Below are 21029 nucleotides of genomic sequence, written 5' to 3'. Positions count from 1 at the left end.
TTCTCCTTATTCGACATTCCCCGGATCAATTCGATTCCTTGCGGCGGTCAACCGCTTCGGCGTCTTCGCGCGCCATCCGTCCGAGCGCCTGCCGGTACTCGACCGGGAACACCTTGACGAAACGGGGCCGTTCATTTTCCCAGTTGTCGAGAATTGCGGCCGCGCGGACGCTGCCGGTGCGCTCGAGGTGCTCGCGGAGCAGTGCGACCAGCTCGGCTTCGTCCTCCGAACCGGGCAGGACGCTCTCCAGGTCGACCGAGCCGACGTTGCAGCGCAGGTCGAAGTCGTTGGTCTCATCGTAGACGTAAGCGAGACCGCCGGTCATGCCCGCCGCGAAGTTGACGCCGGTGGGACCGAGCACAACCACCCGGCCGCCGGTCATGTATTCGCAACCGTGGTCGCCGACTCCTTCGGCCATCAGCGTGGCACCGCTGTTGCGGATGGCGAACCGTTCGCCGACCTGCCCGTTGATGAAGATCTTTCCGGAAGTGCCGCCGTAGCCGATGACGTTGCCGGCGATGACGTTCTCATGCGCCGCGAACGTCGCAGTCGGTTCGGGACGGATCACGATGCAGCCGCCGGAAATTCCCTTGCCGACGTAGTCGTTGGCCTCGCCGGAGAGGACAAACTCCAGTCCGGGCGCGAGGAAGGCGCCGAAACTCTGCCCGGCACACCCGGTGAAATCCACCCGGATGGTGTCCGGCGGCAGTCCCTGCGCACCGCGGCGCACGACCACCTCTCCGGAGAGCTCCGTTCCGACCGTGCGGTTGACATTCGCAATCCGGCGCGAAAGTGTGACCGGTGTGCCGTCATCGACGTGCGGCAGCAGTTCCGGCAGGAGTTCGCCGCGGTCGAAGTTCTTCAGCTCCTCATGCGGCCGGGACGCGTCGAACCGCACCGCGCTCCCCTTCGCCGGCTGGAAAATCCGGCTGAAGTCGAGGTGGCGCGCCTTGTAGAAATCGATCGCCCGGTTCATGCGTAGCAGATCGGTGCGGCCGACCGCTTCGCTGAGCGAACGCAAGCCGAGTTTCGCCAGGAGTTCGCGCACATCCTCCGCGAGGAAGCGCAGGAAGTTCTCGATGTATTCCGGCTTGCCGCAGAAATGCTTGCGAAGTTCCGGGTCCTGAGTGGCGACCCCGACCGGGCAGCTGTTCTCGTGGCATTTGCGCATCATCACGCAGCCGAGGCAGACCAGAATCGTCGTGGCGAATCCGAACTCTTCGGCGCCGAGCAGAGCGCCGATCACCACGTCGCGGCCGGTCTTGAGCTGGCCGTCGACCTGAAGCCGCACCCGCGAACGGAGCTCGTTGAGCACCAGCGTCTGCTGCGCTTCGGCCAATCCCAGTTCCCACGGCAGTCCGGCGTGCTTGATGCTCGTGAGCGGCGAAGCACCGGTGCCGCCGTCATGGCCGCTGACCAGAACCACGTCGGCGTGCGCCTTGGCGACGCCCGCGGCAACGGTGCCGACTCCCACTTCGGAAACCAGCTTGACCGACACCCGCGCCGCCGGATTGGCGTTGCGCAAATCGTAGATGAGCTGTGCGAGGTCTTCGATCGAGTAGATGTCGTGGTGCGGCGGCGGAGAGATCAGCGTCACATTCGGCATCGAATGGCGAATCCGCGCGACGAATTCATTGACTTTGTGTCCGGGCAGCTGGCCGCCCTCGCCGGGCTTCGCGCCCTGCGCCATCTTGATCTGAAGATCTTTCGCATGGCGCAGATAGTCGATGGTCACGCCGAAACGGCCGCTGGCGATCTGCTTGATCGCGCTGGTGCGGTCCTCGCCGTGCGGCCCCGGCTGATACCGGTCGGAATCCTCGCCGCCCTCGCCGCAGTTGCTCATCGCGCCGAGGCGGTTCATCGCAATTGCGATCGCCTCATGCGCCTCGGGGCTGAGCGAACCGAGCGATATCGCACCGGAGACGAAGTGGTGAATGATCGATTCGACACTTTCGACCTCCTCAAGCGGCACCGGCTCGGCGGGGGCGAATTCAAACAGTCCCCGCAACGTGCAGAGCCGGGTGGCCTGCTGGTCGATGAGATTGGAGTAAACTTTGAACTTCTCGCGGTTCCCGGTCTGGACCGCCTGTCGGAATGCGGCCAGCGATTCTGGAGTCCAGAGGTGATTTTCGCCGTCGCGACGGAAGCGGTACTGGCCGCCGTCCGGCAGCAGTCCGGCGCCGCGCCCGTTGGCGGGAGCGAGCGCTTCCACGCGCCGCCGGTCCGCCTCCGCGGCGATCTCCTCCAGGCCGATGCCGCCGATCCGGCTGGCAGTACCCGGGAAGTAGCGGTCGATCAGGTCGGAGTTGAGGCCGACCGCTTCGAACACCTGGCCGGAACGGTAACTGCGCAGCGTGGAGATGCCCATCTTGGACATCACTTTGAGCAGTCCCTTGTCGACCGCGTTGATGTAGTTCCCCGCCGCGGTCACCGGGTCGGGGGCAATCGCTCCGGAGCGGGCGAGCTGCGTGACCGTCTCCAGCGCAAGATAGGGATTGATCGCCGTCGCTCCAAAACCGAGCAGCAGCGCAAAGTGCATGATTTCGCGCACCTCGCCCGACTGGACGATGATGCCCGCCTCCGGCCGCAGTCCGGCCGCCACCAGCGCGCGGTTGACCGCCGCAGTCGCCAGAAGCGACGGAATCGGCGTGGTGTTCTCCGACGGATTGCGGTCGGAGAGAACTAAAATCCGGTGATCGGAACGCACCGCCTCGACCGCGTCGGCGGCGAGTTTCTCCAGCGCGAGTTCGAGCGCACCGCCTCCGCCGCCGGCCGGGAACTCCAGCGGCAGAAGTTTCGACTGGAAGTCCTGCTGGCCGACCGCTTCGAGCCGGGCGAGTTCATCGTCGGTGATGACCGGACGCGGCAGTTTGATCAGCCGGGCGTTAAGCGGCGTATCGACCAGAATGTTGCCCCGGTTGCCGATGTAGGTGGTGAGGCTCATCACCAACTCCTCGCGGATCGGGTCGATCGGCGGGTTGGTCACCTGGGCGAAGAGCTGCTTGAAGTAGTTGAAAAGCAGTTGCGGCCGGCTGGAGAGCACCGCGAGCGCGGCGTCGTTGCCCATCGAACCGACCGGTTCATGCCCGGTCGCGGCCATCACCTGGATGATGAGCTCGACATCCTCGCGGGAGTATCCGAAACGCTTCTGCATGGCGACCAGGTCGTCGGCCACTTCCGAGGGGGTGATTTCGGTAAACAGACCGTGGACGGAGATCTTGTTCTCCTCCACCCAGCGGCGGTAGGGCTGATGGCGCGCGGCGGCGTTCTTGATCTCGCCATCCCCGATGAGACGGTGGTGTTCGAGGTCGAGGTAGAGCATCTCACCGGGACGGAGCCGGCCCTTGCGGACCACTTCCGAAGCAGGAATATCCAGCACGCCGGTCTCGGAGGCGAGCACGAAGAGCCCGTCGCGGCAGAGCGTGTAACGCGCCGGACGCAGACCGTTCCGGTCGAGGATCGCACCGGCGTTCACGCCGTCGGAAAAGGCGACGGCGGCGGGTCCGTCCCACGGCTCCATCAGTGCCGAATGGTATTCGAAGAAGCCGCGCACGTCGCGGCCGAGGTGGTAGTTCTTGCCCCACGCCTGCGGCATCAGCATCAGCATGGCGTGCGCAAGCGGCCGCCCGGCGGCGACCAGCAGTTCGAACATGTTGTCGAGGCAGGCCGAATCGCTCTGCCCGGCCGGAATCAGCGGCAGCAGCTTCTTCATATCGTCGCCGAAGAGATCGCTGGCCAGACTGGATTCGCGGCTGCGCAGGTGGTTGAGGTTGCCCCGCAGCGTATTGATTTCGCCGTTGTGAGCGAGATAGCGGAACGGGTGCGCGAGGTTCCAGGTCGGGAACGTGTTGGTGCTGTAACGCTGATGGACCAGCGCCAGCGGCGAGCGGAACAGCTCGTCACCGAGGTCCGGATAGAATTTCTCCAGCTGCGTAGCCAGCAGCAGCCCCTTGTAGACGATGCTGCGCGCGGACATGCTGCAGATGTAGCACTCCGGCAGGGACTTTTCAATCAGGCGGCGCATCACGAAAAGTTTGCGCTCAAACGCGGCGGTCGACGGGAACGCCTCCCCGCCGATGAAGAGCTGACGGATCAGCGGCGCGCTCTCACGCGCGGCGCGTCCGATCTCCTCCGGGTGAACCGGCACATCGCGCCAGGCGATCACCCGCCCGCCCTCGTCGCCGACGATCTTCTCGATCTGCGCTTCGCAACCGGCGCCGCCGAAGATCATCGCCACGCCGTAGCGCCCCGGCTCCGGAAGGGCATCGCCCATCTCGCGCCGGAAAAATTCGTGCGGCAGCGCCAGCAGCAGTCCGGCGCCGTCACCGGTGTTCGGATCCCCGCCCGACGCACCGCGGTGCATCAGCCGCTTGAGCACGGTCAATCCCATCTCCACGATGCGGTGACTCGGCTGATTGTTGAGATCCGCCACCAGGCCCACGCCGCACGCGTCGTGCTCGTTGGCAAAGCTGTAGAGGCCGCTGTCCGCAACCAGCGGCGCAGCGAACCCGCGCTGTTGATTTTGCTGTCGATCTTGTTCCATAGTTCCAGAGCTCCTTCCTGCTTTTGAACTGAACATTTGCAGAACCATGTAAGCAAAAAACGTGCCAACTCCGCTCCCGGCGGATTTCTCCATATATTACTCGCGCGCGTATTACAAAATCGTAAAATCATCCGTTCAGTTTTACATTTTTGTAAAACAATATCCTCACAAATGAGGCGTTCTCCGCTCATGAAAAGTTGGCACGACTCCTGCTACACATCCGGCAGCAGTCACAATGCAACCAAACCAGGAGGGTTTTATCATGAGCAATCCAACTCGCGCCAATGCCATCAATGTCGTGGCCGGACTCCACGCCCCCGTGCCGGAAGCCGCGGCCCCCGCCAACATCGACTACTACGCGGAAGATGTGTTCAACACCGATGCAATGCGTGAATACCTGCCGAAGGCGACGGCGGAGAAACTTCTCTCCACCATCAACAACGGCGCGCCGCTCGACGCCGATATCGCCGCCGACGTTGCTCACGCGATGAAGCACTGGGCGATGGAGCGCGGCGCCACCCATTTCACTCACGGGTTCCTGCCGCTGACCGGTTCGACCGCGGAAAAACACGACTCCTTCCTGGAGATCAAGAACGGCGAACCGATCATGTCCTTCTCCGGCAAAAATCTGATCGTCAGCGAACCGGATGCGTCGAGCTTCCCGTCGGGCGGCCTGCGCAGCACCTTCGAGGCGCGCGGCTACACCGCCTGGGATCCGACCAGCCCCGCCTTCATCAAGCGTCACGGCAACGGAGCGACGCTCTGCATCCCCACCGCCTTCTGCAGCTACACCGGCGAAGCGCTCGACAAGAAGACCCCGCTGCTCCGCTCGATGCAGGCGCTCTCCAATTCGGTCAAGCGGCTGATGAAATGCTTCAACCAGCCCGAAGAGAAGGTGACCATCACCCTCGGACCGGAACAGGAGTACTTCCTCATCGACAAAAATTTCTATTTGCAGCGCCCCGACCTCGTGCAGACCGGCCGCACCGTCTTCGGTGCGCCGCCGCCGAAGCACCAGCAGCTTGAGGACCACTATTTCGGCTCCATCAAGATGCGCATCCTCAACTTCATGACCGAGGTGGAACAGGAGCTCTGGAAGCTCGGAATCCCGGCCAAGACCCGTCACAACGAGGTGGCGCCGGCCCAGTTCGAACTCGCTCCGATGTTCGAGGAACTCAACCTCGCCTGCGACCACAACATGCTGGTCATGGAGATCCTGCGCGAAGTCGCCGACCGCAACGGCCTGGTCTGCCTGCTGCATGAAAAGCCCTTCGCCGGAATCAACGGCTCCGGCAAGCACAACAACTGGGCAATCGCCTACGGCAACCGCAATCTGCTCGATCCGGGCAGCGATCCGCACCAGAACGCGATCTTCCTGACCGTGCTGACGGCGATCATCGAAGCGGTCGATCTCCACAGCGACCTCCTGCGTGCGGCGGTGACCGGCGCGGGCAACGACCACCGGCTCGGAGCGAACGAAGCGCCGCCGGCGATCATCTCGATGTACCTCGGCGACCAGCTCGCCGACGTGATCGACCAGCTGGAAAAGGGCGTCGCGACCTCCAGCCGCCGGGTCGGCTCCATGCGGATTGGCGTGGATACGCTTCCGCCGCTGCCGCGTGACGCGACCGACCGGAACCGTACCAGCCCGTTCGCCTTCACCGGCAACAAGTTTGAGTTCCGTGCCCCCGGTTCAAGCCAGTCCTGCTCCGGCCCGAACACCGTGCTCAACACCATCGTCGCCGAGTCGCTCGACCGCATCAGCGATGAGCTGGAAAAACTCAAGCCCGCCGATTTCCACGCCGGACTTCAGGTGCTGCTTACCAAGATCATTCGCGAACACAAGCGGATCATCTTCAACGGCAACGGCTATACCGAAGAGTGGAAGGCCGAGGCCGCGAAGCGCGGTCTGCCGAACGCCGCCACCACGATGGAGGCGCTCCGCTGCCTGACCAATCCGGAGAACATCGCGATGTTCGAAAAGTACGGCGTCTACAACCGCCGCGAACTCGAATCCCGCTACGAGGTCTTCCTTGAGGACTACCATCGCCGGATCAAGATCGAAGGCGAAATCGCGCTGGAAATCGCCGAAAGCATGATCCGCCCGACCGTCACGGCGGAATTCAGCCGGAACGTCAGTGCCCTCGCCGCGGCGAAGGCGGCGGGCGTGACCAACGGAATCGCCGGACTGGAAAAGAGCGTCGCCGTCCTCGGGACCGGCCTCGATCAGCTCGCCGCCGGAGCCGATGCGCTCCGCGAAGCGCTGAAGGGCTGCCACGAACAGATCATCGCCGCGATGAACGAACTCCGCCGCACGGTCGATGCGCTGGAACCGCAGGTTTCCGACGGTTGCTGGCCGTTGCCGAAGTATCGTGAGATGCTCTTCATCTACTGAAACTGAAACCCAAACCCAAACCGCAATCCCCGCCGGAATTCCGGCGGGGATTTCCCCGGTCCGGACAGGCCGGGGAATTAAGGAAGAAGAAAGAATATTCGGACCATGTCGGACCAGAGTAAACATGACTGCGCTGTCACACTGCTGAGGCTCCGCCGCAGCCTCGACCACTACATCCGCAAATACGGTACGCCGTACTACGGATTTCAGAAGATGGCGCTCCTGCTGGAAAAACAGCACAACCGCGGCCAGGACGGCGCGGGACTCGGCTGTGTCGGACTGGATCCCATGCCCGGTTTCCCCTGCTATCAGCTGGAGAAATCCAATACCCGTCCCTGTCTGGCTGATCTGCTCGAAAAGATCGGCCGGGAAATCCCCCCCATGCCGGAGAAACCCCTCACCGGCGAAGAGGCAAAACACAACCTCCCCTTCTGCGGCGAACTCTACCTCGGCCATCTCCGCTACGGCACCTTCGGCCGTTCCGGCATCAACGCATGTCACCCCTTTGTGCGTGAAAACGCCTGCCTGAACCGGACCCTGATGCTGGCGGGGAACTTCAACCTGACCGATACCGCGGAGATTTTCCGCACCCTTCAGGCGACCGGGCACCATCCTTCCAGCCGGCAGGACGGTGCTCTCATTCTGCAGCTGATCGGCCACTGCCTCGAACTTATGCGCGACCGGAAACAGCACAACTTCGACCTGGCCGAAGTGCTGAAGATGGCGGCCGGGCGGTTCGACGGGGCATTCACGCTCTGCGGCATCCTCGGCGACGGCGAATCCTTCGCCCTGCGCGACAGCGCCGGAATCCGTCCCGGCTACTACTATTTCGACGACGAAGTGGTGGTGGTCAGTTCGGAACGGCCGGCCATTCAGGCGGCGTTCGACTGCACCTCGGCGGAGGTGAATGAACTGCCTCCGGGCGAAGCGCTGATCATTCAGCCCGACGGCACGGTGCAGTTCCGCCCCTGTCTGCCGCCGAAACCGCTGCGCCGCTGCGTCTTCGAACGAATTTACTTCTCGCGCGGCAACGACGCCGACATCCACCACGAGCGCAAAGCGCTCGGCCGGGCGCTGGTGCCGGCGATTCTGCGCGAGGTGAACTACGACTGGGAGAACACCCTCTTCTCCTACATCCCCAACACCGCCCAGATCAGCTTTCACGGCCTGCTCGAAGCGTTGCAGGAGGAGTGCTGGCGGACCACGCCGGCCGGCACCATGCCGCGGGTCCGTTTCGGTCAGATCGCGGTCAAGGACGCCAAGTTCCGCACCTTCATCGCCGACGCCGAAGCGCGCCGCGAATTCTATATGCACATCTACGACGTCACCTACGGGCTGGTCCGGCCGGGATCGGATTCGCTGGTGGTGGTGGATGATTCGATCGTGCGCGGCAACACCATGCGCAGCGCGATTCTGCCGATTCTCGACCGGCTGGCGCCCCGCAAGATCGTGATCGCCTCCGCCGCTCCGCCGATCCGGTATCCGGACTGCTACGGCATCGATATGGCGAATTTGCGGGAACTGGTCGCATTCGAAGCGGTGGTCGACCTGCTGCGCGCCTCCGGCAAACTCGATCTGCTCGACCGGTGCTACCGGCAGGCCAAAGAGCTGCTGCAGAAAAAACTGGAGGATCAGACGGCCGGAATCAACTGCGTGCGGCCGCTCTACGACGCCTTCTCCGACGAAGAACTCACCCGGGCGATTGCCGAACGGCTCAAACCGGAAGGGCTCCGGGCGGAGCTCGCGCTGGTGTTCCAGAGTTGCGAGGATCTCGCGCGCTGCTGTCCGGAGCACCGGGGGGACTGGTATTTCACCGGTGATTATCCGACGCCGGGCGGCTTCCGGGTGGTGAACCGGGCGCTGGTCAACTACGTCGAAAACCGGGACGAACGAGCTTATTAACTGCTTATGGAGTAAACGATATGTACAGATGGAAACAACAACGCGAACGGGCCGCGTTCCTGGCGCTCGCCAACGGAGAGATATTCCGGGGGTGGAGTTTCGGAGCCCCGACGGACACCGTCGGAGAAGCCGTTTTCAACACCGGAATGTCCGGCTATCAGGAGATTCTCACCGACCCCTCCTACGCGGGGCAGTTCGTGACGCTGACCGCGCCGGAGATCGGAAATTACGGTTGCAATCCGCAGGATGTCGAGTCCCGCGGATTGTTTCTGAACGGACTGGTGATTCACGAACTCAATGAGCCGTCGAACTTCCGCGCGGAAACCTCCCTCGAAGAGACCCTCCGGGCGGCGGGCAAGCCCGCGATCGCCGGCGTCGACACCCGGCGCCTCACCCTCACGCTGCGCGACTGCGGCAGCCAGAAGGCGTTCCTCCACGTCTCGGAGGAGCCGCTCTCCGAAGCGGAAGCGGTCGAACGGGCCCGCGCCTGGTCCGGCCTCGACGGGAAGGACTATGCGGAAATCGTCACCGCCGGGAAACGCTACGAATGGAACCACGACGGCGAGTTCCGGGTTGTCGCGCTCGACTACGGAATCAAGTACAACATTCTGCGCGGCCTCGCCGCTGCCGGAATGCAGGTCACCGTCCTGCCGGCGCACACCACCGCCGAGGAGGTGCTGCGTGAAAAGCCCGACGGGGTCTTCCTCTCCAACGGCCCGGCCGACCCGTCGGCGGTCCGTTACGCGGCGGAGATGATCCGCGCCCTGATCGGCCGCGTTCCGCTGATGGGGATCTGCCTCGGGCACCAGCTGCTCGGCATCGCCTGCGGTGCCTCCTGCGGCCGGCTGAAATTCGGCCATCACGGCTGCAATCACCCGGTCCGCAACCTGCTCACCGGCAAGATCGAGATCACCTCGCAGAACCACAACTTCGCCCTGAATGCCGACCGCCTTCCGGAGGCGCTCGAAGTGACTCACATCAACCTCAACGATCAGACCGTCGAGGGGATCCGCCACCGCCATGAACCGGCGTTCAGCGTGCAGTACCATCCGGAGGCGGCCCCCGGGCCGCACGATTCGCACTACCTGTTCACTCAATTCCGCAACCTGATGGAGCGTTGAACATCATGACCAAGCACATTTTCGTAACCGGCGGAGTGGTCTCCAGCCTCGGCAAGGGAATCACCGGAGCGGGACTGGCCATGCTCCTCAAACAGCGCGGCTACCGGGTCGCCATGCAGAAGCTCGACCCCTATCTCAACGTCGACCCCGGCACGATGAGCCCCTACCAGCACGGCGAGGTGTTCGTCACCGAGGACGGCGCCGAAACCGACCTCGACCTCGGTCACTACGAGCGGCTCGCCGGCGTGACCTGCTCCAAGGCAGGCAACTACACCTCCGGACGCATCTACGGCAACGTGATCGCCCGGGAACGGGCCGGCGGATACCTCGGCGGCACCGTGCAGGTGATTCCCCACATCACCGACGAAATCAAGCGTGCGATGCAGTCGCTCCACACGCCGGAGACCGACATCGCCATCACCGAAATCGGCGGCACCGCGGGCGACATCGAGTCCCTCCCCTTCCTGGAGGCGGCGCGTCAGTTCCGGCTTGAGGCCGGGCGCGACAACGCGATCTTCCTCCATCTCACGCTGGTGCCCTACATCCGCGCGGCGAAGGAGCTCAAGACCAAACCGTCACAGCACTCGGTCGCCACGCTCCGGAGCATCGGTATCGCGCCGGACATTCTGGTCTGCCGGACGGAGATTCCGATGGAACCCGGCCACTTCAAGAAACTTTCGCTCTTCTGCAACGTCCCCGAGGAGTACGTCATCGAGGAGCTCGACGTTCAGCACTCGATCTACGAGGTGCCGCTCGAACTCGCCCGGCAGGAGCTCGACGTCAAAGTGCTCGACCTGCTCCGGCTCGACCGGCGGGAGCTCGATCTGCACGACTATCTGGAGTGGCTCGACGGCGTGCTCCATCCGGAAACGGAGTGCACCATCGCCGTGGTCGGCAAATACGTCAGCCACCAGGACGCCTACAAGAGCATCTACGAAGCGCTCAGCCACGCCGGAATCGCCAGCCGCGCGAAGGTCCGCACCCTGCTGGTCGAGGCCGAAGAGCTGGAGAAGGGCGATCCGGAAAAAATGCTCGCCGGCGCCGACGGCATTCTGGTGCCCGGCGGCTTCGGCAGCCGCGGCGTGCCGGGCAAGATCCGCGCGGTCGAATACGCCCGCACCCGGAAGATTCCCTTCCTCGGCATCTGCCTCGGCATGCAGTGCGCGGTGATCGAATACGCCCGCAACGTGCTCGGCTGGGAGGACGCCGACAGCACCGAATTCAATCCGGCGACGAAACACCCGGTCATCGACCTCCTGCCCGATCAGCGCAACATCACCGACAAGGGCGGCACGATGCGGCTCGGCGCCTGCCCGTGCCGGTTCGCGCCGGGGAGCCGGAGCGCGGCGCTCTATGGAACCGATATGGCGGCGGAACGTCACCGTCACCGCTACGAATTCAACCCGGAGTTCCGCAATGAACTCGAAGCGGCGGGGCTCTCCATCGCCGGAACCAGTCCGGACGGGCGGCTGGTCGAAGTGGTGGAACTCCAGAAAGATCATCCCTACTTCGTCGGGTGTCAGTTCCACCCGGAATTCAAATCCCGCCCGCGGGCGGCCCATCCGCTCTTCCGCGGGCTGGTCACGGCGGCGCTGCAGCAGAAAGCGAGGTAATCCATCATGCCGAAACGGACAGATATCAGAAAGATCATGCTGATCGGCTCCGGGCCGATCGTCATCGGCCAGGGGTGCGAATTCGACTACTCCGGCGTACAGGCCTGCAAAGTGCTCCGGCGCGAGGGGTTCGAGGTGGTGCTGGTCAACAGCAATCCGGCGACGATCATGACCGACCCGGAGTTCGCCGACCGCACCTACATTGAACCGTTGACGCCGGACATTCTCCACGAGATCATCCGCCGCGAACGGCCCGACGCTCTGCTGCCCACCCTCGGCGGACAGACCGCGCTCAACCTCGCGATGGAGCTCTATCACAAGGGGATCCTCGACCGGTATCAGGTCGAACTCATCGGCGCCTCCGCCGACGCGATCAACCGCGCGGAAGACCGCCAGCTCTTCAAACAGACCATGCAGGGAATCGGCCTCGACCTGCCGCAGTCCGGCAGCGCTCACTCGATGGCGGAGGCGCTCGCCGTGGCGCGCACCATCGGCAGCTGGCCGCTGATCATCCGGCCGGGCTTCACCCTCGGCGGAACCGGCGGCGGCATCGCGCACAATCCGGAGGAGTTCGAAACGATCGTCAACCGCGGGCTCGCCGCCAGTCTCAACAGCGAAGTGCTGATCGAAGAGTCGCTGCTCGGCTGGAAGGAGTTCGAGATGGAGGTCATGCGCGACCGCAAAGGCAACTCCGTCATCGTCTGCTCGATTGAAAACCTCGATCCGATGGGGGTTCACACCGGCGACTCGATCACCATCGCGCCGATTCAGACCCTCACCGACCGGGAGTATCAGGAGATGCGCGACCAGAGCCTCGAGGTGATGGCCGCCATCGGCGTCGAAACCGGCGGGTCGAACGTCCAGTGGGCGGTCAATCCGGAGAACGGACGGCGGATCATCATCGAAATGAATCCGCGCGTCTCCCGCTCCAGCGCGCTCGCCAGCAAGGCGACCGGCTTCCCGATCGCCAAAATCGCGGCGCTGCTCGCAGTCGGCTACACCCTCGACGAAATCCGCAACGACATCACCGGCGAAACGCCCAGCTGTTTCGAACCGGCGCTCGACTACGTGGTCACCAAGGTGCCCCGTTTCACCTTTGAGAAGTTCCCGGCGGCGGACTCCACGCTCGGAACCCAGATGAAGTCGGTCGGCGAAGCGATGGCGATCGGCCGCAACCTCAAGCAGTCGCTCCAGAAGGCGCTCCGTTCGCTCGAAACCGGCCGCGCCGGATTCGGCGCCGACGGCAAGGATGGCAAATACGAGTCGATGAGCGACGAACTCCTCGAAGCGGAACTGCGCCGCCCCAACGCCGAGCGCATCTTCGTCATCCGCGCCGCGCTGAAGCGGAACTGGTCGGTGGAGAAGCTCTACGAACTCACCCGCATCGACCGCTACTTCCTGCGTCATCTCGCGGAACTCGCCGCGTTCGAGGAGGAGATCCGCTCCGCCGGTTCGCTCGCGGGCCTGCAGGCGGATCTGCCGCTCTTCCGGCAGGCGAAGGAGTTCGGGTACTCCGACCGTCAGATCGCCTTCCTGCTCGGTTCGACCGAAACGGAGGTGCGTGCCGCCCGCCGGGCCGTCGGCCTGGAGGCGATCTTCGGCACGGTCGACACCTGCGCCGGAGAGTTCGAGGCGAAGACCCCCTACTACTACTCCACCTGGGGGGACGCCGGCGAACCGGTGCGCAGCCATCAGGGCAAGAAGACGATCATGATCCTCGGCGGCGGTCCCAACCGGATCGGCCAGGGAATTGAATTCGACTACTGCTGTGTCCACGCCAGCTTCGCCCTGCGCAAGGCGGGGTACGAGGTGGTCATGGTCAACAGCAACCCGGAGACGGTCTCCACCGACTACGACACCAGCGACAAGCTCTATTTCGAACCGCTGACGCTGGAGGATGTGATGAACATCTACGAGCGGGAACAGTGTTTCGGCGTGATCGTTCAGTTCGGCGGCCAGACGCCGCTCAACCTCGCCCAGCAGCTCCGGGCGGCGGGGGCGAACGTCATCGGCACGAGTCCGGACGACATCGACGCCGCCGAGGACCGCGACTACTTCCGTCAGCTCTCGGAGAAGATCGGCATACTTCAGCCGCCGAGCGGCATCGCCCACTCGGTGGAGGAGGCGGTGGCGATCGCGGAGAAGATCGGCTATCCGCTGCTGGTCCGCCCCTCCTTCGTGCTCGGCGGCCGGGGGATGGTGATCGTCTACAAGGAGGCCTACCTGCGCAAATACGTCGAAGCGGCGGCCGCCGCGGCGGAAGGCAAACCGATTCTGATCGACCGGTTCCTCGAAGACGCGGTCGAGCTGGATGTGGACTGCATCAGCGACGGCCACACCTCGGTGATCGGCGCGATCATGGAACACGTGGAACCGGCGGGAATCCATTCGGGCGACTCGGCGAGCGTGATTCCGCCGATGACGCTGGCGCCGGAACTGCAGGAAAAAGTGCGCACCTACGCCCACGCCTTCGCAAAGGAACTGCACGTCTGCGGCCTCATGAACATGCAGCTTGCGGTGAAGGATGGAGAGATCTACATCATCGAAGTGAATCCGCGCGCCTCGCGGACGGTTCCCTTCGTCAGCAAGGCGATCGGGGTTCCGCTGGCCGGACTGGCCGCGCGCTGCATGGTGGGCGAGACGCTGGAATCCCTGGGCTTCACCCGCGAGGTGAAACTGCCGTATACGGCGGTGAAGGAGGCGGTCTTCCCCTTCGTCAAGTTCCCGGGGGTGGACATCATGCTCAGCCCGGAGATGAAATCGACCGGCGAAGTGATGAGCATCGATCCGGACCGTGGTCTGGCCTATCTGAAGAGCCAGGTGGCCGCGGGCAGCCGTCTTCCGACCGGCGGCAACGTCTTCCTCTCGGTGCGCGACGAGGACAAACCGCGGGCGGTGGAGCTGGCGCGGCAGCTGGTCAAGCTGGGCTTCGGCATCTACGCCACGCGCGGAACGTCCACGCTGCTGTGGGATGCCGGCATCAAGACCCAGGCGATCTACCGCATCTCCCGCGGGCGGCCGAACCTGCTCGACCTGCTCCACGAGAAGCAGGTGCAGTGGATCGTCAACACGACGGAAAACGGCGCGGAAGCGATGGTGGACGAAATCCGGATGCGTTCCCTGGCGGTGAGCATGGGGATTCCGGTGACGACGACGCTTTCCGGCCTGACGGCGGCGATCGAAGGCTTGACCGACAAGCTGGAGTTCGGCCGGTTTGAAGTATGCAGTCTGCAGGAGTACCACCGCCACGTGCACACCGGCAGAAGAGAATAAAACGACCCTTCCTGCGGCCTCCGGCGCATTCGGTTTCACATCCCGGTGCGTCGGGGGCCTTTTTTTTATTGGATCTTTTCTGCAGCGAAAAGACGGTCGCCGCCATTGAGAAAAGCTTCCACGCTGTACTCGTCTTCAACGACGAAGATATCCTCCGCCGCTGGGATCGTCACACTTCCGAGCGTCAGAGGCTTCTGCGGAGAGTGGTACATTGTCCCGGGAACATCGACGGCCGGCAGGATGCGAATGCGATCCTCCGCACCCAGTTCCAGACGCATCGGCAGCGACATCTGGTTCAGGAATCCCGCCCCGCTCAGATGCGGCAGCCGAAACCAGAAGATGACGATGATTTCCGGGATTCCCCAGAAACATTGCCCCGCATACAGGGCGGTTCCCTCAAATAGCTTCTGAGGACGCGTCAACGGTTCAAACTGATGCCCGTCAAACGTCCCCACGGAGTAGCTGCCATCTGCGGCCATCAGGACCCATTTCCCGCCAAGTTCAAAACAATTGATGCATTCGTAGAATCCGTGGATGCGGCTTTCAAACCTCCAGTCGCGCAGATTTTCCGAACTGTAAAACGCCGCATAGTTGACCATCTCGAAAACCGCCATGATCCACTTCCCGGAAGCGGGATGGAAAAACACCTTCGGATCGCGACCGTTATGACGGACCACCGGATTTCCGGCATATTCCGTAAATGTCATACCGCCGTCGAGACTGAAGGCGATGCATTCGCCCCGTGCAGTCGAAGTGAAAAAGGCCAGCACAGAGTCTTTGCCGAATCCGGCGACATTTTCCCGGTCGACAATGCAGGAGCCGCTCCATGGACAATCCGGCTTTCCATCCAGCGGAGGACGCGGCAGAAGCGCATCCTTGCAGTGTGACCAGTGAAGAAGATCCGTGCTGACGGCATGGCCCCAGCGCATGGAATACCAATTCATCTGTGCATAACTTACAATTTCCGGATTGGCTTGGTAATAGAGATGATAGTTCCGCCCATCGAAGAAAAGTCCGTTGGGATCATTGCTCCAACCGCGAGGTGCGGTGAAATGGAATTTCGGCCGAAGGAATTGCACTTTACTGTTCCCTTTTCATCTGTTCAAAACGGAGATCATCCAATCGGACTTGCGTGTCGGCATTTTTATCCCAGCACATCCATACGAGCTGCACCATCCGGCCGGAAACGTCCGGGTAGGCGGCAGGATCCTCCGGAATCGTAACGGAAAATTCATATTTCTTCCACTCCGGCGTCAGCGGGAAACTCCCGATCTCATTGAAGTGTTTTCCCACGTGTCCGAAGGGATCCCACAAACTTACACCGGCACGGATCAACACGCTCTTTTCCGCCTTCGCCCAGAAGGAGAACAAATAGCGTTTCCCCGGTTCAACCGGCAGATAGCGCGACGTCATCCCCCACACGCCCTGTTTCAGCGGCGTCAGCGGGAACAACATGCTCTTTTCCCCGGCAAGATAGTTGTCGTTCTCGACAATCGTGGCGACGAATTCCGGCGATTCCCGGATCTTATTCCAGTCGGCGGGAACGGCATTGCCGTTTTCCATATCGCCGTCGGAGAGAAGATTCCCACGCAGATCCTCATCCGTCAACTCATGCCATTGAACGTTGCGCACCTCGATTACGCCGCTCTTCCCCGGATCAACGACCAGGGCAAACTGCAGAGACGCCGCATCGGCGGCGTAGACATTGAACTCATGTTTCGTCCAGCGGCTGTCGCAGGAAACTCCCGTGTGACTGCGTTTTCCGCTGCGTGTAACCACGATCTGAAAGGCAGGCCCCCCTTCGCCGCGGGACTCAAACAAAAACCGATAGAACTTCCCCGGCGTCACCGGGAGTTTCGCATTCAGTTTCGGCCACCCCTTCCCGTCGTACCGGATGAGGTATCCCCCCGGCGCCGCCGCTCTCTCCCAGCCTCCGGAACAGGTCATGGGCAGTTCCGTTCCGATTGCCAGCCAACCGGCCAGCAGTACCATTGCAATGATCTCTTTTCGCATGATTACTTTTCCTCCATACAATCAAGCAGACCGAATCGGCAACGGTTGCCGTGCCGGTCATCAAAACAAGTCCAGGCGACGGAACGTTCCGCTCTTTTCCCGGGCAGCGCATCGTCCACCTTGAAATCAAATCCGATCAGCCCGTCTTTCGGCAGTTTCGCAAGCGGAAGGAGGAAGGAAACGGAATAGCCGCCGGCTGTTTTCTTTTCCTCCACTCGAACATCCGAAAGCTGCAGCGGACAATCCGGGGGGAACCATCCGGTCAGCCGTTTCGCTCCCGGCACGCGGGGCAGGTAGAAAAGCCGGAAGGTCGCCGAACCGTACGTCTCGCTGAAACGCTCCGGGAAATGCCGCGGCGCCAGGTCGAAGAAAAGCTCAATGCAATCCTGTTCCCACGCACTGCGTCCGGCTTCCTCCGCCCCGGAATCGGTACCGTCGAGAACGTCAAAGCCGATGCGGAGCTGCCCGCCTTCGACTTTCGGCCGGCAGACGACAAACTCCCTTTGCAGCGTTTTCCCTACGTTCAGCACGGCGGGAACTTCGTGGAGTCGAACCGGTTTCTCAACCAGCCGCCCCGCGGCATAATAGCGCAGTTGCGGCATCTGCTTTGTGTGTTGCGACGGTTTGAGCTCGAGTTCGGCGTCCACGGTTCCGCCGGCGGGCACCGTGAGGGAAACCGTCCGCTTCGCCGTGAACCCGGCGCCGCGGAATCCGACCGTCACGGCTTCCGGAGCCCGACCGTGATTGAAGAGGGTGAAGAAGAGCCGGCTGCCCGCCTTCCGCACGGCTCCGCCGCAGGAGATGTTTTCCGCCAGTTCCGGCCGGATCGACCGGACCGCCTCCTGAAAATTCCGGCCGGATTGTTTTCGGGGCAGTAGATAATACGGCGTGCCGGCAAATGCCAGCGTTCCCGTGTCGGAGAGCGGATTTCCCAATACGTCAAGCACTTCGAATTCGGAGAGATCCACCTTGACATTCTCCCGTTTCTTCGCATTCCACACCGCGGCGATCGGAGAACCGTCCCGCCGGGTGTAGCAGTAGGCGATTCCGCCGTTGGGCAATTCATATTTCGCCTTCGGCTCGGCTGCCTCAAAATACCGTGCCAGCGCGTTGTACGCAACGAAGTTCGGAGACGGAATCAAGATGCCCGTCGCCTCGCTGAGGTTATTTTCAGCCAGAACCGGGAGCAGATGCGGATTGCTCCAGAGCTGATCGCCGTGGACGGCAATCGACTGCCCCACCCCTTCGCCCAGATCGGTCAGGAACCGTGCGGCGACATGTCCGGGACGGCTCAATCTCTGCGACTGCTCCCGGCTGACCACATCGTAGAGATAGTACAATTCCGTATTCCAGACCGGGAAATCCCGCCCGGACTTGCGTAAAAGGTTGCGGAAATTCTCGATATACCTGTCCGCGGGAGTCAGAGAGGAGAGCTCGCGCCCCTGATACGGATGGAAACTGGCAATGTCCATCGCCTTCCCCCCTCCCTGTTTCAAAAAATCAGAGACGAATTGATCGGTCGTACTGCCCATGTCGGTTGTGACGCAGAGCCCGATGACCCTGGCGGCGGGATCCGCCTGTTTGACCTCCTCATATGCGGATCGGCAATAGATCAGATAATCGGCCGCCCCCATCACGCCGTTCGGTTCGTTGAAAATCTCATAGTACCGGATGCGCCCCTTGAAGTGTTCGACCACCTGGCGAATGTAGTTCCGCCACTCGTCTACCGGGGGAAGGGTGATGCGCCCGCGTACATCTTTCCAGGTGTAATCGGGATAATCGGTCACGCGGCGACAGTGCGGGGCGAGCCAGTCGGGCCAGTGCCGGGTCATGTAGCGGGCCTCCCGCTCCGTCGGCTCAAGGAAGTTGATGCGTCCGAGACACGACAAAAGTTCAATCTGATGTTTTTCATACACCGCCATCCTGTAATCGGCCTCAGAAAAATCCCACTTCCCCTTTTCCGGCTCCAGAAGGTACCAGGAAGTCACTTCGTACTCCGCGTCATGGTCGCGGAACAGTCGCACGCCCGCCTGAGCGAGCATTTCGATGCGTTTTTCCGGATGAGCATTCCACGCCATATATCCCTGATAGGCCACCTGCGGATACCAGCTCACCCCCAGCCCGTCGTTGATTGCGACGCAGAAGTCCCGCCCGGGATCGAGCGGCCGGGGGGTATATTTTCCAATCACCGCGAAGGCCGCATCCAGCGAATGCGTCGCACCGCGGATTTCCGGACGGACCAGAAAAGTTCCAAACCGCGAAACCGTACAGGTTGTCTGCAAACTTCGGACCTCGCCGGGGCGAAGCGTCCCTGCGTCGATCTCCCAGGTGGAAAATACCGTTTTCCCCGTATCATCGAGCAGCGTCAGTTTCCCCTTCGCCTCCAGCGGCCGGGCGGAGAAGTTGCCGATTTTGACGGTGAGCGGTACGGAGCAGGTCGAACCCGTCTTGATGAACAACGGTTCCGCAGCCTCCAGTGCGACCTGAATTCCCCGGTCATCCCCGCCCCCCTTTTCAAAGACCGCAATATCCTTGAATTCAATGTCCGAAGCCGGAATATCGTAATCGCTTACATTGCGGAAATGGATGTGGAAACTGCCGTTGCTCTCCGGCGGCGTGCGGTAGACATTCTCATAGGTCTGAAACTCCTTCTGAAGAACCGCCTGCACATGGCAGGCATTCCACTTCCGCCCGGAAACATTGTACAGCACGCCGTACAATTTCTGCCCGGGTGAAGTGCCGCGCGCAGTGAAGCGAAACACATATTCCGTGTCCGGCTTGAGAAAAAACTCCCGGGTGTGAAGCTCAAACCGTTCCGCGCAGGGATTGTGAATGCGCATGATGCCGTTCCGGACAGACAGCGGGTGATACTCCAGCTTCGGATTACGATCCCGCCGCAGAATCCGTTTCTGCATGTACCCGGCCTCCCCCAACTGAAAGTTGCCGTTGAAAACCAGATCCCCGGCCGGGAGGCCGAAAGCCGCCGTGCCCGCCAGAACGGTGGCAACGATTTTGACAATTCTCTTCATACCTTCTCCACAAACTCCGGAACACATTTCTGAAACGGCCGCAATTCCACGTTTCCTCCTCCCGCACATCCCCTCTCGCACCATGCGCCGACCTCCTTCTCCGCACTTCTGACCCATGCTGGTTTCCCCGGCACCGCAACGGTTAAAAACCATCCCAATGGACCAGCCCGCCGGCATCTTTCGGCACATTCTGAAAAGCGGAACGCGATGCCACATGCCCGTCGGCGAACAGGAAGTTTCCCCGTCCCGCGTGCGGCATGGCCCGGAGCAGCAACGTCGACCGCTTGGCTGAATTGTAGAAATACTCATAGCTTATTTCAGGATCTCCATACTCATTCAAATGCCCCCGGATCACTCCGGAAGAGGGCTGGTCGGGCCGGGCCGAGGTCATGATCGCCACACTGCCGCGCAATCGAGAGACCTTCCATGCAATGTGGTACGGCCAGACGCCGATATGCCTGGCACGGTAATAGCCCTTGGGCTGTGCACAGAAGGTGGTGCCGTAACAGTCGCTCTGGTAAGTGAATACATAACTGTTGCCATACCCCCGGTTTCCCGTGTCCGGAACCGTCGGATAGGAGGGGCAGAACCAGGGACCTTTCTGCTCGGTGAGTTTTGCCGCCCTGTTGTCACTTCCCCGCGGCCGCCCGAGATAATTGCCGATGTAATCCTCCAGATATTGCGTGTTGTTGTTGCAGACACCAGGGAGATCATCCCGGTTATCTCCGGCATAGATGAGAAGAGCGTTGCCGATCTGTTTGATGTTGGAGGCGCAGGTTGTCTCCCGCGCCTTCTCTCTCGCTTTGTTCAAAGCGGGAAGCAGCATGCCGGCAAGGATTGCAATGATCGCTATTACGACAAGAAGTTCGATAAGGGTAAATTTCTGTCTCATCTGCCGGATTCCTCCTGTAATCAAGTTGCGGTTTTCCCGAGGACGGCCCCTGCCATTTCGATTGCATATACGACGAATCATTTCCATCTCCCAACGGTTGAATATGCGATACGACTGTCTTGCAAACTCTAGTTTCGTCTCCCGTTTCCCGCCCGGGCCCGGCTCGTTCGAGGCGGTTTCAACGCGGGGCTTCCCCCGTCGCACACCTCGACCGCTGTCGATGCGGCATCTTCCCGACTTTATTTTAA

Annotated in this window: 10 protein-coding genes; 5 read left to right on the top strand and 5 right to left on the bottom strand. The window is 62.0% G+C overall.

The window, feature by feature from the left end:
• Positions 1-25 precede the first annotated feature (25 nt).
• Entirely contained in the window at positions 26-4543 is a 4518-nt protein-coding gene (gene gltB / locus ACMLHG_RS14240; protein ID WP_417170921.1) for a glutamate synthase large subunit, read from the bottom strand.
• A 262-nt stretch (positions 4544-4805) separates the two neighbouring features.
• Here gltB and ACMLHG_RS14235 point away from each other — a divergent pair, with 262 nt between their 5' ends.
• From ACMLHG_RS14235 to carB, 5 genes are all read left to right on the top strand, one after another.
• Entirely contained in the window at positions 4806-6938 is a 2133-nt protein-coding gene (locus ACMLHG_RS14235; RefSeq protein ID WP_417170920.1) for a glutamine synthetase III, read from the top strand.
• A 105-nt stretch (positions 6939-7043) separates the two neighbouring features.
• Complete coding sequence (locus ACMLHG_RS14230; RefSeq protein ID WP_417170919.1) at positions 7044-8840, top strand: amidophosphoribosyltransferase; 1797 nt, start codon at positions 7044-7046, stop codon at positions 8838-8840.
• A gap of 20 nt (positions 8841-8860) precedes the next feature.
• On the top strand, positions 8861-9961 hold the full coding sequence (carA, locus tag ACMLHG_RS14225) for a glutamine-hydrolyzing carbamoyl-phosphate synthase small subunit (protein WP_295810707.1): 1101 nt from the start codon (positions 8861-8863) through the stop codon (positions 9959-9961).
• A 5-nt stretch (positions 9962-9966) separates the two neighbouring features.
• Positions 9967-11574 carry a CTP synthase gene (locus ACMLHG_RS14220; protein WP_294434611.1) on the top strand — a complete coding sequence of 536 codons (1608 nt, stop codon included), beginning with the start codon at positions 9967-9969 and terminating at the stop codon, positions 11572-11574.
• Between the two features lie 6 nt (positions 11575-11580).
• A complete protein-coding gene (gene carB / locus ACMLHG_RS14215) occupies positions 11581-14847 on the top strand; it encodes a carbamoyl-phosphate synthase large subunit (protein ID WP_295810703.1) in 3267 nt (1088 codons plus the stop codon).
• Between the two features lie 65 nt (positions 14848-14912).
• Here carB and ACMLHG_RS14210 read toward each other — a convergent pair whose 3' ends face one another.
• The 4 genes from ACMLHG_RS14210 to ACMLHG_RS14195 all read right to left on the bottom strand — a co-directional run bounded on the left by ACMLHG_RS14210 (position 14913) and on the right by ACMLHG_RS14195 (position 20781).
• A complete protein-coding gene (locus ACMLHG_RS14210; RefSeq protein WP_295810701.1) occupies positions 14913-15926 on the bottom strand; it encodes a glycoside hydrolase family 32 protein in 1014 nt (337 codons plus the stop codon).
• 1 nt (position 15927) lies between these two features.
• Complete coding sequence (locus ACMLHG_RS14205) at positions 15928-16860, bottom strand: carbohydrate binding domain-containing protein (RefSeq protein WP_294434619.1); 933 nt, start codon at positions 16858-16860, stop codon at positions 15928-15930.
• A 2-nt stretch (positions 16861-16862) separates the two neighbouring features.
• Positions 16863-19889 (bottom strand): hypothetical protein, encoded by a 3027-nt coding sequence (locus ACMLHG_RS14200; RefSeq protein WP_417170918.1) that lies wholly within the window; start codon positions 19887-19889, stop codon positions 16863-16865.
• A 142-nt stretch (positions 19890-20031) separates the two neighbouring features.
• On the bottom strand, positions 20032-20781 hold the full coding sequence (locus ACMLHG_RS14195; RefSeq protein WP_417170917.1) for a DUF1559 domain-containing protein: 750 nt from the start codon (positions 20779-20781) through the stop codon (positions 20032-20034).
• Between the last annotated feature and the right edge of the window lie 248 nt (positions 20782-21029).

The organism is Victivallis sp., from assembly GCF_048170485.1.
Taxonomy (GTDB): Bacteria; Verrucomicrobiota; Lentisphaeria; order Victivallales; family Victivallaceae; genus Victivallis.
This window is presented reverse-complemented; position numbering and strand designations above follow the sequence as displayed.